This is a genomic window from Corynebacterium uberis, assembly GCF_020616335.1.
Lineage (GTDB): Bacteria > Actinomycetota > Actinomycetes > Mycobacteriales > Mycobacteriaceae > Corynebacterium > Corynebacterium uberis.
This window is the reverse complement of sequence record NZ_CP085051.1, coordinates 2,426,529-2,440,830: the sequence shown is the minus strand read 5'-3', so window position 1 is coordinate 2,440,830 and position 14,302 is coordinate 2,426,529. Positions and strand designations below refer to the sequence as shown.

Genomic DNA, 14,302 nt, shown 5'->3' with positions numbered 1-14,302 from the left:
TGTTTGTTGTGTTTTTTAAGGCACACGGTGGATGCCTTGGCATACTGAGCCGATGAAGGACGTGTGAGTCTGCGTTAAGCCTCGGGGAGTTGGCAACTAAGCGTTGATCCGAGGATGTCCGAATGGGGAAACCCGGCCATCGTTGTTGGTGGTCACCCTTCCATGAATTCATAGTGGTTGTGGGGGTTACGCGGGGAAGTGAAACATCTCAGTACCCGTAGGAGAAGAAAACAATAGTGATTCCGTTAGTAGTGGCGAACGAACGCGGACGAATGGCTAAACTGCATGCGTGTGATACTTGGCAGGGTTTGCGTGTGTGGGGTTGTGGGTGCATGTGTGATGGGTCTGTCAGCCTGTCGGCGTTTTTGTGCGTGGTGAAGCGGAAGTGGTTTGGAATGGCCTGCCGGAGTAGGTGAGAGTCCTGTACGTGAATCATCATGTGTGGCGCTAATGTGTTTACCCGAGTAGCAGCGGGCTCGTGGAATCTGCTGTGAATCTGCCGGGACCACCCGGTAAGCCTGAATACTCAGTGTGACCGATAGCGGATTGAGTACCGTGAGGGAATGGTGAAAAGTACCCCGGGAGGGGAGTGAAATAGTACCTGAAACCGTGTGTTGACAATCCGTCAGAGCCTTGACTGTGGGGTGATGGCGTGCCTTTTGAAGAATGAGCCTGCGAGTCAGCGGCATGTCGCGAGGTTAACCCGTGTGGGGTAGTCGTAGCGAAAGCGAATCCTAATTGGGTGTTTTTAGTGGCATGTTCTGGACCCGAAGCGGGGTGATCTACCCATGGCCAGTGTGAAGCGATGGTAAGACGTCGTGGAGGCGCGAACCCACTTAGGTTGAAAACTGAGGGGATGAGTTGTGGGTAGGGGTGAAAGGCTAATCAAACTCCGTGATAGCTGGTTCTCCCCGAAATGCATTTAGGTGCAGCGTTGTGTTAGCTTGCCGGAGGTAGAGCTACTGGTTGGTTGAGCGGGACTATCATCTTAGCAACATCAGCCAAACTCCGAATGCCGGTTAAGTGGTGCATGGCAGTGAGACTGTGGGGGATAAGCTCCATTGGTCGAGAGGGAAACAGCCCAGATCGCCGGCTAAGGCCCCTAAGGGTGTACTAAGTGGAAAAGGATGTGGGATCGCGAAGACAGCCAGGAGGTTGGCTTAGAAGCAGCCATCCTTGAAAGAGTGCGTAATAGCTCACTGGTCGAGTGGTTCTGCGCCGACAATGTAGTGGGGCTGAAGTACACCGCCGAAGCCGCGGCAGCAAGTCTTTTGGCTTGTTGGGTAGGGGAGCGTCGTGCATGTGTTGAAGCGTCCGTGTGAGCGTGGTGTGGAGTGTGTGCGAGTGAGAATGCAGGCATGAGTAACGAGTGGTAAGTGAGAATCTTACCCGCCGTATGACTAAGGGTTCCTGGGTCAAGTTCGTCTTCCCAGGGTGAGTCGGGGCCTAAGGCGAGGCCGACAGGCGTAGTCGATGGTTAACGGGTTGATATTCCCGTACCCGTGTGTGTGCGTCCATGGTGAATCAGGGATACTAACTGCCTGCTGTCACTGGCTTTGTCGCATGCCCTTTTTGGGTGTGTGTTGTTGGTGGTGGTGCGCAGGGCCTGATCTGGTAGTAGCCAAGTGATGGGGTGACGCAGTAGGGTAGCTGGGCCACTTATTGGATTGTGGTGTAAGCGTGTAGGGTGTGGTGTAGGTAAATCCGTGCCATGTTAAACCTGAGGCGTGATGCGTAGCCTTTTTTAGGTGATGTCAGTGATCCTGTGCTGTCGAGAAAAGCCTCTAGCGAGTGCATGTACGGCCCGTACCCTAAACCGACACAGGTAGTCGAGTAGAGTATACTAAGGCGTTCGGGTGAACTGTGGTTAAGGAATTCGGCAAATTGCCCCCGTAACTTCGGGAGAAGGGGGCCCATGTGTGGTGCATCATCCTGTGCGGTGGTTGTGCTGTGTGTGGGCGCAGAGGATAGAGGGAAGCGACTGTTTATTAAAAACACAGGTCCGTGCGAAAACGTTGAAGTTGATGTATACGGACTGACGCCTGCCCGGTGCTGGAAGGTTAAGAGGACCTGTTAGATCCCTTGTGGGTCGAAGCGGAGAATTTAAGCCCCAGTAAACGGCGGTGGTAACTATAACCATCCTAAGGTAGCGAAATTCCTTGTCGGGTAAGTTCCGACCTGCACGAATGGCGTAACGACTTCCCTGCTGTCTCAACCACAGGCCCGGTGAAATTGCAGTACGAGTAAAGATGCTCGTTACGCGCGGCAGGACGAAAAGACCCCGGGACCTTCACTATAGCTTGGTATTGGTGTTTGGTTCGATTTGTGTAGTATAGGTGGGAGACTTTGAAGCATTGACGCTAGTTGGTGTGGAGTCGGCAAGTGAAATACCACTCTGGTCGGATCGGGCATCTTAACCTTGGCCCATGATCTGGGTTGGGGACAGTGCCTGGTGGGTAGTTTAACTGGGGCGGTTGCCTCCTAAATGGTAACGGAGGCGCCCAAAGGTTCCCTCAGCTTGGTTGGCAATCAAGTGTTGAGTGTAAGTGTATAAGGGAGCTTGACTGTGAGAGTGACGGCTCGAGCAGGGACGAAAGTCGGGACTAGTGATCCGGCACCTACTTGTGGATGTGGTGTCGCTCAACGGATAAAAGGTACCCCGGGGATAACAGGCTGATCTTCCCCAAGAGTCCATATCGACGGGATGGTTTGGCACCTCGATGTCGGCTCGTCGCATCCTGGGGCTGGAGTAGGTCCCAAGGGTTGGGCTGTTCGCCCATTAAAGCGGCACGCGAGCTGGGTTTAGAACGTCGTGAGACAGTTCGGTCTCTATCCGCCGCGCGCGTTGAAACTTGAGAAAGGCTGTCCCTAGTACGAGAGGACCGGGACGGACGTACCTCTGGTGTGCCAGTTATTCTGCCAAGGGTAGGGCTGGTTGGCTACGTACGGGAGGGATAACCGCTGAAAGCATCTAAGCGGGAAGCCTGTTTTGAGATGAGGTTTCGTTTGAGGTGTCCTGTAGATGACGGGGTTGATAGGCTAGATCTGGAAGCCATGTAAGTGGTGGAGGTGACTGGTACTAATTCGCCGAGTAACACAACAATCGTTGTTGTTGTGCAAGAGTATTATGGGTGTTTGCGTCCACTGTGCAGTGTCTGGCATGGCTTGTTGGCTTGTGCTGGTTGGTTGTTTTTTGGTTGTGTCGGTGGTTGATGGTGGCGGGGTCACGCCCGGTCCCTTTTCGAACCCGGAAGCTAAGCCCGTTTCACGCTGATGGTACTGCACTCGGGAGGGTGTGGGAGAGTAGGTTGCTGCCGGCCTTTAACTTAATGTTTGTGTTTGTGGTCTGTGTGTAGGCCGGGGTGTTGTGCCCTGGTGTTACACACAGACCACTTTCGCATACCCAGAAACTTCACACCGCTGCTACACTTATATTCGATTCTGTTAACGGTGATGAAGGGTAAATTCCCATGTCTGATCAGACACTATCCCTGGCTTGCGTAGCCATCCCAGACGGCTATGGTCGCTACCTCCTGGTACGTAAAACAGGAACAAAGGTCTACGAGTTTCCCGGCGGCGAACTGCCCGCCGGTGGCGACGCAACAGAGGTCGTAGTCAACGAATGCGCCCGCCAAGTAGGCGTCCACCTCAACGCGGCCACCTTAACCAAGCTGGGAACCTTCACCGCCGATGCCTACGAGGACCCCACCACTGATATTGACGCCACCGTTTTCCTCGGCTCCGGCGGGGCGCTCGCCCTTCCCTACGACGATATTGACGCCCTGATCTGGGCCTACCCCGGTGCAACCGCCGCCCCGGAAGAAGGCAGGATCCTCTCCCCGCTGGTGAACAAGGTGTTCGGCAAGCTGCGCCCCGGTGTGCGTCGGCTGCGCCCCTTCCCGGCGGCGCCCGCCGCAGAAAACGGGGCCGTCATTGCGCCCTCTCAGCAGGACAACTAGGACACAGCCCACTCCGGGGTCGCGGTGAAAGAGCGCATTGTGCCGCTGATCGGGTCGCGGAAGCTTAGGCTTTCGGCGTGCAGTAACAGCGGTCGGGTGAAGTCATCCGGGGCGTCGTCATGCACCACGGGGTAGAGGGGGTCGCCCAGAATTGGTACCCCGTGGGCGCTCATGTGCGCCCGCAGCTGGTGGGTGCGCCCCGTGTGCGGCAGCAGCGTGTAGCTGCCCAGCCGAATCCCCGGGTCAAGCCCGTATCGTGCGGTCAGTCCTCGGCAGACAGGCGCCGGAAGCGCAGCGCAGTCGGCGACCTCCGTGTGGCAGGCGGCACCCTGCTCGTCGATCCGGGCCGCCAGGTCCCCGCGAGTTTTGCGGAGCGGTTCGGTCCAGTGGAGCGGGAGGCGGGGGGCGTCGAGAAGCGGGGCGATCGCGCAATAGGTCTTGGTCACCGTGCGGGAGGCGAAGAGTTCTTGGTAGGCGCCGCGGACCTCGCGGCGGCGGGTCAACAGGAGCAGGCCGCTGGTCAGGCGGTCCAGGCGGTGGGCGGGGGCGAGCTCGGGCTCGTCAAGGCGGCTGCGCAGCTTCACGACGACCGATTCGGTGATGTGGGCGCCGCGGGGCATCGTGGCGAGGAAGGCGGGTTTGGAGATCACCATGATGGAGTCATCCTGGAAGATCACCTCGCAACGCCCCGGCACCGGGGTTTCTGGCGCGGGCATGCGGTAAAACCACAGGTCAGTGCCCGGGTCGAGGAGATCGTCCGGCGCTAGGGGGCGCCCATCGCGCAGACGAACCTCCCCGCGGGCGAAGCGAGCGGCGATGGCCTCAGGGCCGTCGTGCGGGTGCCGGCGGCGCTGGGTAGAGATGACGTGGAGCAGAACGTCACCGGCGCGCATGGGTTCGTCGCCGGTGCGCACCCTGCTGGGGTTGAGGCCGTCGCGCACGGGCAGCGGCGCGCTGCGGCCGCGACGAGTACGGCGCGCACAACCCTCCCCCGGAAGCCTCGCGGAAGGCGGCGTGACCTCGGATTCTGCTGCGACCATCCCACCATCATAGGGGGTAGGGGTGACAAAATCGGGGTAGTATGGCAGGCGTGATGGCGCTGCGCCGCACCGACGCGGCAATGACGGAAAAAGACACCAGCCATCAAGAAAGGGTAGGACGCTCATGAGCACCCATGACATTGAGGACATCATCGTCGTAGCAGTCGACGGATCCAACGCATCCAAGCAAGCAGTCCGCTGGGCAGCAAATACCGCCAACAAGCGCGACGTGCCCCTGCGTCTTGCCACCAGCTACACCATGCCGCAATACCTCTACGCCGAGGGCATGGTGCCGCCGCAGGAGCTCTTCGATGACCTCCAGGATGACGCCATGGAGAAGATCGAAGAGGCCAAGACCGTCGCGCGGGAAATCGCCCCCGAGCTCAAGATCGGCCACACCATCGCCGAGGGCTCGCCCATTGACATGCTCCTGGAAATGTCCAAGGAATCCACCATGATTGTCATGGGCTCGCGCGGCCTGGGCGGGCTGTCCGGCATGGTGATGGGCTCCGTCTCCGCCGCCGTGGTCTCTCACGCATCCTGCCCGGTCGTGGTGGTGCGCGAGGACAACCTGGTGGATGAGACCACAAAGTACGGCCCCATCGTCGTCGGCGTGGACGGCTCCGAGGTCTCTGAGAAGGCGACGGAAATCGCCTTCGCCGAGGCTGATGTCCGCGACGCGGAGCTGGTCGCCGTGCACACCTGGATGGACATGCAGGTCCAGGCCTCGCTCGCCGGGCTGTCGGCCGCCCAGCAGCAATGGGAGGAAGTGGAGCAGCAGCAGGCAGAACTGCTTGCCGAGCGCCTCGAGCCGCTCATCGCGCAGCATCCCGACGTCGACGTCAAGAAGGTCATCACCAGGGATCGCCCGGTGCGCGCCCTCGTTGAGGCTGCCGACGGCGCCCAGCTCCTCGTTGTTGGCTCCCACGGTCGCGGTGGATTCAAGGGCATGCTTTTGGGATCTACCTCCCGCGCCCTGCTGCAATCCGCGCCCTGCCCGATGATGGTTGTGCGACCGGAACAAGTAAAGAAGTAACCCTTCCGCCGGTGGCATAGGCCACAGATTCGCAGCATTCTGCCAGTACGGGGATAACAATTCCATTAAAAAATGGCTGGCACCATTGGCGAACCTTGACGCGCGCCTATAACTGCCTACCCTAGGTTATTGAGTGGGTCGCGTCGGACGGCCTGTGAACTAGAAAGAAGAAAACAATGTCACTTGGACTCGGTCTCATCGGCTGGATTGTCATCGGCGGCCTCGCCGGCTGGGTTGCATCCATGATCAAGGGCACCAACGCCCAGCAGGGCCTGCTGCTCAACATCGTCGTTGGCGTCGTCGGCGGTTTGATCGGTGGCTTCCTACTCGGAGCTTTCGGCGTAGACGTTGAAGGCGCCGGGAAGTTCTTCAGCTTCCTCACCTGCCTCCTGGGTGCGGTGATCCTGCTGACCATCTACCAGTTCTTCACCAAGAAGAAGTAAGACACCTCTCCTGGGCCAAGGGATCCTGCTGGGTCCCACGGCTAGGACTGTGTCACTCGCACGCCCACGGGCATGCCGCACGGCAGCCCCCGTGGGCGTTTGTGCATTGTGCAGGGGTGGAATCCGCACACGTAGTCTGGCCGAACTAGTTCAAACGGACCGGGTTGTCTATTATGGGCGTGTGCACTGCCACGCTCGCCGGCGGCCCCGTCAGGTCGCCCGCGCAACCGATGCCTGTGCCGCCCGCGCACCGTGTGCGGGTGCACCAGCGCCGGCGCCGTGGCGTCGATAAGCAATAACCCGACGGGAAAGGACGGTCAGGGCCAGTGACCACCAGCAGCTCCACCACAGGGCCCCGCAAGCGAGCAGCCGCCAAAGCGGGCTCGCGGCGGCGGTCGCGGCCCAGCCCGCGGGAGCGCCTGCTGGCCAGCGCCACCCAGCTGTTTACTACTGAGGGCATTCGGGTCATTGGCATTGACCGCATACTGCGGGAAGCAGACGTAGCCAAAGCGTCTTTATATTCACTCTTTGGGTCCAAAGACGCATTGGTTATGGCTTATGTTCAGCGCCTCGATGAACAATGGCGGGAAGCCTGGGCGCAGCGCGTCGCCGGATTACATGCTCCTGAGGAGAAAATCCTGGCCTTCTTTGACCAGTGCATTGAGGAACTTCCGGCACAGAACTATCGCGGATCGCATTTCCAGAATGCGGACAGCGAATACCCCAAGCCGGAGACCGATGCGGAGCAGGGGATCGTCGACGCCGTCATGGCCCACCGCCGCTGGTGTCAAGACACACTCACTGCGCTGCTCAATGAGAAGAATGGGTACCCCAGCGCGACGCAGGCCGCGCAGCTGCTCATCTTCCTCGACGGTGGCATCGCGGGATCCCGGCTGATGCGGGATACGGCCCCGTTGGTCACCGCCCGGGATTTGGCGCGGCAGGTGTTGTCCACCCCGCCGGCGGACTACTCGATCTAGGGCGGGATCTAGGGCGGGACCCAGGCCAAGACCTAGGTCGGAAGGCAGAGCGGGCCGCGCGAATTGGGGGATGCGGCCGGGCGGGCGGGGAAGGCTAGACTTAAAGGCCATGGATACTTCCCATGGCCCGGATGTGATGGCTGACGACGCCCCTCGTGCGGAGGTCGGGCACATTCGTCCCGGCGAGGCGAGTCTGCAAAACGGCATTCACATCCTCACCTCGGTGATTCTGGTGGTGGTGATTGCGTCCTCGCTGCGCCTGGACCTGTCCAACGCGGTGCTCAATCTGCTGCTCAGCGCGATGTTTGGGTTTATCTATTTCTTTGGGTCGAACCTGTGGGAGCAGTGGGCGCCGCCGGCGCAGTGGGCGTGGATTGCCTGCCTGAGTGGCTTGTGGTTGGCCATGGTGCCGGTGACGGATATTGGCATCTATCTCATCTTGCCGCTGTATTACGTGTATTTGCGGGTGCTTGACGATTACCGGGGTGTCATCGCGGTGGTGGTGTCCACCTTGGTTTCGTTTGCGGTGCAGCTGCCGGATCTGACTGTTGGCGGGGTGATGGGCCCGGCGATTTCGGCGCTGGTGATGGTGGCCATCTACTATTCGTTTAGCAAGTTGTGGCAGGTCAGCCAGGAGCGTCAGGTGCTCATTGATGAGCTGATGGTCACGCGGGGTCAGCTGGCGCAGTCGGAGCATGCGGCCGGCATTGCCGCTGAGCGCCAGCGCATCGCCCATGAGATTCATGACACGGTCGCCCAGGGGTTGTCCAGCATCCAGATGTTGCTGCATGCCGCCGAGCGGGACCTGGCGGCTTTGCACCTTTCCGACGCCGCGACGGAGCCCGTGCGCCGCCGCATCGATCAGGCTCGGCAGACGGCGTCAGACAATTTGGGCGAGGCCCGGGCGATGATCGCGGCGTTGCAGCCGGCCGCGTTGGAGAAGAATTCCCTGCATGATGCCCTCCAGCGTGCCGCGGATAGTTTCGGTGCCACCGCGGAGGTGGATATTGAGGTCGATTCGGAGGGTGAGGAGTTCGCCCTGCCCATGAAGATCGAGGCCGCCCTGCTGCGCATTGCCCAGGGGGCGGTGGGCAATATGGTCAAACATTCGGGCGCAACGCGTGGGCGCATTACGGTCAGTTATGCCCCCGATGAGGTGCGTATGGATGTTGTGGATAATGGATGCGGGTTTGATCCCGAACAGGTGGAGGCCCGCCCGGCCGGATTGGGCCATGTGGGCCTTTCGGCCATGCGGCGGCGCGCCAGCGAGATTGGTGGGCAGTTCATCATCGAATCGTCTCCGGGGTCCGGCACGGCCATTTCCGTGTGCGTACCTTTGGGGGAGGGGTCTTCCCAGGCGGTTGGATAGTCGCTACACTGAACTGCGAGTTAGGTGACAGTAATAAAGTTTTGCCGCCTAAGATGGATGAGAACCGCCGCGCTGAAGGTAGCGCATCAAGCCAAGGAAAGGACGCCGGTTCATGGCCAGGAACACCATCCGCGTACTACTCGCCGATGATCATGAAATCGTGAGAATGGGTCTGCGCGCCATTCTTGACAGCGCTGAGGACATCGAAGTCATTGGGGAGGTGGCCACAGCTGACGCTGCGATTTCCGCCGCCTACGCGGGCGGTATTGACGTCATCCTCATGGATCTGCGTTTCGGTCCGGGCGTAGAGGGCACCAAGGTGACAACTGGGGCGGAGGCGACGCGCGCAATTAAATCTGCGATGGCGCACCCACCGAAGGTTTTGGTGGTCACTAACTACGATACGGATGCCGATATCCTCGGTGCGATTGAGGCCGGCGCGGTGGGTTATCTGCTCAAGGATGCGCCGCCGGCTGAACTTATTGCGGCGGTTCGTTCCGCGGCGGAGGGAGACTCCGCGTTATCGCCAATGGTGGCGGATCGGTTGATGACTCGTGTGCGTACCCCGCGCACTTCTCTGACCCCGCGAGAACTAGAAGTGCTGACTTTAGTCTCAGAGGGCAATTCCAACCGGCAGATTGGTCAGGAATTGATGCTTTCAGAAGCGACCGTCAAGTCTCATCTTGTCCACATTTATGACAAGTTGGGCGTGCGCTCCCGGACGTCGGCGGTGGCGGCGGCGCGCGACCAGGGCGTGATCTAGGCTCGCATCAGCGCTCCCCCGGAAAGAGCCCCGGACCGCGGGGCCATCCCATGGCAGACCGTGGCGGCAGCGAGGGCCCCTCCTGTGCATCAGGAGGGGCCCTCGCGTGTGTGCCTGCGCCCTAGCGGGCGTTATGGCTTACTGATGTGCCTGGTTGTAGGCCTCGATGACCTCAGAGGGGATCTTGCCGCGGTTGGCAATGTTCTTGCCCTGGTCCTGCGCCCACTGGCGGATCTCACGGGCACGGCTGTTGCGGGCAGCGCCGGAGTTGCGGCGTCCAGATGCGTGATTGGTGTGCTTGCGGGCCACCTTGAGGTAGGGGGCCAGGGCGGCGCGGAACTTATCCGCATTCTCGCTGGAGAGGTCGATGATGTAATCCGTTCCGTCGAAGCCGAAGCGGATGACGTTCACCTCGTTGCCCTCCAGCGGGGTGTCGTCCAGGTCGTCGAAGTACTGAGTGATTTCCTTACGTGCCATGATTGTCGTTCCTTCTGAATCCTACTGTGTCACGGTGGCTCGGTACGCCCCATTAACCGTGACCTCCTGCTGGCCGCTATGGTACATCGATCTTCTATTCTTGACTAACGAATCGCCAAGATTTAATTAACACGGTTGCCCCATGCCTTGTTTACATGAGGGGTGAATAAGGACTCAGTTTGATAACGAATTGACTTAACCCCTGGTAGGAAGTGTTTTTTGGACTAAACCCTTGCCTTACAGTCTACACAATGGGGGTATGAAGAAGGTCCCCCCGTTTCGGGGGGACCTAAGGGAGCAGAAGCCTGGAATCGCCCCCGTGATGTGCGCAACCGACTACGCCGACTAACTCCCACTGGGGTAGTAACGGGGGTAACGGATACCCCTTCTTCGGTGCCCCGGAAGGGAGCTAATTAGCCCCGTAGTTTGTCCTGAATCTGGCCAGTAAGCTGGTCGATGTCGCGCGAGATGCCTTCGTGTGCGCGGCGTCGTTGCTGCGCAGTCATGTATTCGGCGTTATCAGTGGCCGCATCAAGTTCTGCGAGTCGCGCTTTGACGTCCTTGATGAAGCCCGCGGGAAGCGTCGCTTTGTCCAAAGAGTTCCTGATTCCCGCGATCCGTGCCTTCTGGGGTGCGCCGTGGCCTGCAAACGCGGCCAGTTGATCTGCGCTGACCCCGTATTTGTGGGCGCGGGCCTCATTGACGCGTTCTTGTCCCATGGTGATCAGTCGGTAAACCAGGGGAAGGGCAATGGGGGTGATCAAGCGTGCAGCGCCCAGCCAACGTCGCACATTACCGGCATTAAAGCGTCCGGCTTTCAGTTCGGCAACTCGGGTGTTTGCCATTGCGCGCTCGTGCTTGCGCTTTGCTTTCAATCCTTTTTGTTCAGCTTTAAGTAAGCCTTTTTCTTGGCGGGCTAAGAGTTTCGCCTGCCGGGCGTGCGCCTTGGAGCGTGACTTCACTTCCGCCTTAGCGCGAGTGCTCGCCGCTTTGATCTCGGCTTTGGCGCGGCGGCGGTTCTTGCGCAGCAGTGAGAGGATTCCCATGGTCTTCCTGTCCTTGTCTGAGTGTGGCTATGCCGGCATGTGGCCCGGTGGCGGGAAATTACCCGGCCACGGCGAAGGTCACCGTATCGCCCTTAACCATACCTTCCGGGCTGGCGCAGGCAGGGTTGAAGCGGCCAGTGGATGCCGGCGGGTGGGTCGGCTGGATACGGGCACGGAGGCCGCGCTAGTCCACGATGATGTCAAAAGTCATGCCCCGGGTGTGGTGTCCGGCGATGGTGCACCAGCCGGCGAGGGACTCGTCGATGACCCCAGCGTCGAGCTCGACGGTCTTGCCGGGGTTGATCCGCCCGGTGTCCAGGCCGCTGCGTAACCGCAGGTCGTGGACGGTTTTGTCGGTGTTGCGCACTTTGACCACCACGTGGGTGCCGCGGGCGACGTGGACGCTGGCGGGCTCGAAGACCATGTCGCCGGCGGTGACGTCGATGACCTGCTTGGGGCCGTTGCCGGCGGGTCCTGCGGCCGGGCCCGAGTTGCTGCTGGGGCCGGTGAGTCCGCCGAAGCAGGCGACGAGCAGGGCGAGCAGTGCCAGGCCCAGGGCGACCTGTCCGCTCCCCCCGCGGGCGCTCGGGATTTCCGGTCGGACATCCGCGCCTGCTTGGGCGCCTGGGCGGGTCTGGGCGCGAACTGCGCGGATAAGCAAAGGCAGAAAGGCCACCAGGGCGGCAAAACAGACAATGGATGCGGCGACCTTCAGCCATGAATAATCTGCTAGCCGCCACACAATCAAACCCCCATTAATCAGCGTGACTCGCAACAAACCGGCGCGATAGGTCTCGCGCAACCCAAATGCGCTGCGCCTGCGCATCGTGGTTGGCAACAAATAACTCATCACACCCAGCAATAATTGCCCGCCGAAGCCCACCAGAAGTGCGGTGGTTGGCAGCGGGGCGTGGGCGCCTTCGCGGGCCACGTTCACGGCGAAAATGGCCACCAATACGACCAGCCAGGCGACGGCAAACAGGGCGGACAGTGACGCATAATTTGCCTTCTGCGCTCCTGCCCGCAGTGCCACGCGTGTCCAGTGAACTCCGCACGCTAACCAAGCCAGACCATAGACCGCCAATCCGGCCGCGGTGACGGCTGCCCAGCCGCAGGAAGCAGCCACGGCTGCCACGGTGACGGCGGCGGCCATGGTGACCAAGACCATTTGGGGTCGGGGGAAGAAGGCGTTGGAGCGCCACATCGCCGGGAAGAGCACCAGGAGGGAGCCCGCGGCGGCGAGGCCCACAAATCCGAGCACGTTGACTATCAGGTGGGCCTGCATGAGCTGGTCGTGCAGGGTGCCCGTGTCCCAGCGGGCGAGCAGCGCCCCCAGTGTGCCTCCGGCGACGAGGCACAGCGAGGAAAAGACGTAGGCCACGGCGGCCGGCGCCAGGCGCGCGGCGCGGCCTTCGGGTCCGGCGGCGCGCAGCTGGGCGATGAGCGATCCCGCATGCCAGGCCATGGCCAGGCCCACGAGCGTCGCGCCGACCTGGGTGATTATCCAGTGCCAGTCCAGCATGTCCTGGGCGACTTGGCCGGCTAGGGTGACCACGGCGCCGACGTTGAGCAGGGCGATCTTGCGCAGCTGTGCGGGGCGTGCGGAGTCGTCGAGTCGGTGGTGGAGGAAGCGTTCGGTGAAGTGCTGGGACCACACGACGATGGAGTTGGCCACGATCCCGAGGGTGAAGATGTGGATGAGGACCCACCTGTAGTTGGGTATGCCCACGTGGGACAGTCCCACCAGGACAAAGATCACCATCCAGATGGTCACCGGTCGGCTCGCTCGGCGGTGCCAGGAGCGGCGGGAGGACTCGGGTGCTGCGACGTCTGCCATGGTCATGAGGGTAGTCGCCATAATGATCCGGCAATAATCGGACTAATTCCCCCAGCACCCCAGCGTTCCCGCTTCTCGACGCCCCCGCCCCCTCCCTTCCTGCACCCGTGCGGGCGGGCAGGCGGCGGCGCGGGGGCGTCGATAAGCTAGCTGCGGTGCCGGGAGACTGCGGTGAGCGCGCCGGAGCCGCAGATGAGCACCAGGCACCACGCGCACAGCCAGATGATGAGTCCCCACCAGTGCCAGCGCCCCAGCACCAGGCCGGAGGCCCACCCGACGACCGAGGAGCCCAGGTAGTAGCTCAGCAGGTACATGCTGGAGGCTTCGGCGCGGTCGCGGGTGGCGGAGATGCCGATCCAGCTCGACGCCGTGGAGTGCAGCACAAAGAATGCGGCGGTGAAGAGGAACAGTCCGGCCAGGACGCAGCCCAGGTGTGCTGGGGCGAGTAGGAGCACGCCGAGGAGCATGCCTACCGCTCCGGCGGTCATGGCGGGGCCGCGGCCGATGCGTTCGGCAATCGCCCCGGCGCGCGCGGAGGACCAGGTGCCGGACAGGTACATGACAAAGACCAGGCCCACCAGGCCCTCGCTGAGCCCGAAGGTCTCAACCATGCGGAAGCCCATGTAGTTGTATACGGAGACGAACGTGCCCATGCCGGCGAAGGCGGCCGCGAAGAGGACGGCGACCCGGGGGTGTGACCAGTGGTTGATCATGGCGCGCAGTTCGTGGCGCAGGTGGAGGCGCTTGGGGTGGAAGTTGCGTTGCCGCGGCAGCGTGAGCGCGAGGATGATCGCCATGGCCAGCGCCACGGCTGCCGAGGTGCCTAGCGCCCAGCGCCAAGACCCGATCTCGAGGACACCTGCGGGGATGAGGCGGCCGCTCAAACCGCCGACGGTGTTGCCGGCGATGTAGATGCCCATCGCGCGCCCCAGGTCCCGCGGGTGGATCTCCTCGGACAGCCAGGTCATGGCCACGGCGGGCACGCCGGCGAGCAGGGCGCCTTGGACGGCGCGCACGGCGATGAGCGCGCCGGGCGAGTGCACCCACGGCAGGGCCAGCCCGATGGCGGTTCCCAGCAGCGCGGAGATGATGAGCACGCGGCCGCGGCCCCAGCGCTCGGAGAGCACCGAGGCGGGGACGATGCACGCGGCGAGCATCGCGGTGGTGGCGGAGACTGTCAGCGCGGCGGTAGAGGGGGAAATCCCCAACTCGTCGACGAACGTCGGCAGCACTGCCTGCGTGGTGTAGAGGGCGTTGAAGGTGGCAAGGCCGGCGGCCAGCATGGCCAGCGCGGCCCGCCGATACTGAGGATCAGATCGAGTCAAAGCAGGTGGCACGACACCTACCGTAGA

Annotated in this window: 11 protein-coding genes and 2 rRNA genes; 8 read left to right on the top strand and 5 right to left on the bottom strand. The window is 61.6% G+C overall.

Annotated elements, in window-relative coordinates; genetic code table 11:
- Positions 1-4 precede the first annotated feature (4 nt).
- The 3 genes from LH390_RS11090 (at position 5) to LH390_RS11080 (ending at position 3,959) form a co-directional block, all read left to right on the top strand.
- Positions 5-3,104, top strand: a 23S ribosomal RNA gene (locus LH390_RS11090).
- A gap of 97 nt (positions 3,105-3,201) precedes the next feature.
- A 5S ribosomal RNA gene (gene rrf / locus LH390_RS11085) occupies positions 3,202-3,320 on the top strand.
- Between the two features lie 150 nt (positions 3,321-3,470).
- Positions 3,471-3,959 (top strand): NUDIX hydrolase, encoded by a 489-nt coding sequence (locus tag LH390_RS11080; RefSeq protein WP_227281268.1) that lies wholly within the window; start codon positions 3,471-3,473, stop codon positions 3,957-3,959.
- Here the strand turns inward: LH390_RS11080 and LH390_RS11075 are convergent.
- Complete coding sequence (locus LH390_RS11075) at positions 3,956-4,999, bottom strand: pseudouridine synthase (RefSeq protein WP_227281269.1); 1,044 nt, start codon at positions 4,997-4,999, stop codon at positions 3,956-3,958. The two genes, LH390_RS11080 and LH390_RS11075, sit on opposite strands and share 4 nt — an antisense overlap.
- Positions 5,000-5,123: 124 nt before the next feature.
- Here LH390_RS11075 and LH390_RS11070 point away from each other — a divergent pair, with 124 nt between their 5' ends.
- The 5 genes from LH390_RS11070 (at position 5,124) to LH390_RS11050 (ending at position 9,590) form a co-directional block, all read left to right on the top strand.
- Positions 5,124-6,035, top strand: coding sequence for a universal stress protein (locus LH390_RS11070; RefSeq protein WP_227281270.1), 912 nt, complete (start codon positions 5,124-5,126; stop codon positions 6,033-6,035).
- Positions 6,036-6,211: 176 nt separating this feature from the next.
- Entirely contained in the window at positions 6,212-6,478 is a 267-nt protein-coding gene (locus LH390_RS11065) for a GlsB/YeaQ/YmgE family stress response membrane protein (protein ID WP_227281271.1), read from the top strand.
- A gap of 326 nt (positions 6,479-6,804) precedes the next feature.
- The gene (locus LH390_RS11060) at positions 6,805-7,458 is read left to right on the top strand and encodes a TetR/AcrR family transcriptional regulator (protein WP_227281272.1); all 654 of its coding nucleotides are present in this window, start codon (positions 6,805-6,807) and stop codon (positions 7,456-7,458) included.
- Between the two features lie 109 nt (positions 7,459-7,567).
- A complete protein-coding gene (locus LH390_RS11055) occupies positions 7,568-8,827 on the top strand; it encodes a sensor histidine kinase (RefSeq protein WP_227337373.1) in 1,260 nt (419 codons plus the stop codon).
- 112 nt (positions 8,828-8,939) lie between these two features.
- Positions 8,940-9,590: a LuxR C-terminal-related transcriptional regulator gene (locus LH390_RS11050; protein ID WP_227326824.1), complete on the top strand. Its 651-nt coding sequence runs from the start codon at positions 8,940-8,942 to the stop codon at positions 9,588-9,590.
- 138 nt (positions 9,591-9,728) lie between these two features.
- Here the strand turns inward: LH390_RS11050 and LH390_RS11045 are convergent, their stop codons facing one another.
- The 4 genes from LH390_RS11045 to LH390_RS11030 all read right to left on the bottom strand — a co-directional run bounded on the left by LH390_RS11045 (position 9,729) and on the right by LH390_RS11030 (position 14,233).
- Entirely contained in the window at positions 9,729-10,067 is a 339-nt protein-coding gene (locus tag LH390_RS11045) for a histone-like nucleoid-structuring protein Lsr2 (RefSeq protein WP_227281275.1), read from the bottom strand.
- Positions 10,068-10,480: 413 nt separating this feature from the next.
- Positions 10,481-11,113 (bottom strand): DUF6474 family protein, encoded by a 633-nt coding sequence (locus LH390_RS11040; protein WP_227281276.1) that lies wholly within the window; start codon positions 11,111-11,113, stop codon positions 10,481-10,483.
- 184 nt (positions 11,114-11,297) lie between these two features.
- A complete protein-coding gene (locus LH390_RS11035) occupies positions 11,298-12,950 on the bottom strand; it encodes a cupredoxin domain-containing protein (protein WP_227281277.1) in 1,653 nt (550 codons plus the stop codon).
- Between the two features lie 146 nt (positions 12,951-13,096).
- Positions 13,097-14,233, bottom strand: coding sequence for an MFS transporter (locus tag LH390_RS11030; RefSeq protein ID WP_227282687.1), 1,137 nt, complete (start codon positions 14,231-14,233; stop codon positions 13,097-13,099).
- Positions 14,234-14,302: the final 69 nt, after the last annotated feature.

Excerpts from the sequence above, each read along its gene's own strand:
- LH390_RS11080 (WP_227281268.1), top strand. The coding sequence starts at position 3,471 with ATGTCTGATCAGACACTATCCCTGGCTTGCGTAGCCATCCCAGACGGC.
- LH390_RS11075 (WP_227281269.1), bottom strand. The coding sequence starts at position 4,999 with ATGGTCGCAGCAGAATCCGAGGTCACGCCGCCTTCCGCGAGGCTTCCG.
- LH390_RS11070 (WP_227281270.1), top strand. The coding sequence starts at position 5,124 with ATGAGCACCCATGACATTGAGGACATCATCGTCGTAGCAGTCGACGGA.
- LH390_RS11065 (WP_227281271.1), top strand. The coding sequence starts at position 6,212 with ATGTCACTTGGACTCGGTCTCATCGGCTGGATTGTCATCGGCGGCCTC.
- LH390_RS11055 (WP_227337373.1), top strand. The coding sequence starts at position 7,568 with ATGGATACTTCCCATGGCCCGGATGTGATGGCTGACGACGCCCCTCGT.
- LH390_RS11050 (WP_227326824.1), top strand. The coding sequence starts at position 8,940 with ATGGCCAGGAACACCATCCGCGTACTACTCGCCGATGATCATGAAATC.
- LH390_RS11045 (WP_227281275.1), bottom strand. The coding sequence starts at position 10,067 with ATGGCACGTAAGGAAATCACTCAGTACTTCGACGACCTGGACGACACC.
- LH390_RS11040 (WP_227281276.1), bottom strand. The coding sequence starts at position 11,113 with ATGGGAATCCTCTCACTGCTGCGCAAGAACCGCCGCCGCGCCAAAGCC.
- LH390_RS11035 (WP_227281277.1), bottom strand. The coding sequence starts at position 12,950 with ATGGCAGACGTCGCAGCACCCGAGTCCTCCCGCCGCTCCTGGCACCGC.
- LH390_RS11030 (WP_227282687.1), bottom strand. The coding sequence starts at position 14,233 with ATGCTGGCCGCCGGCCTTGCCACCTTCAACGCCCTCTACACCACGCAG.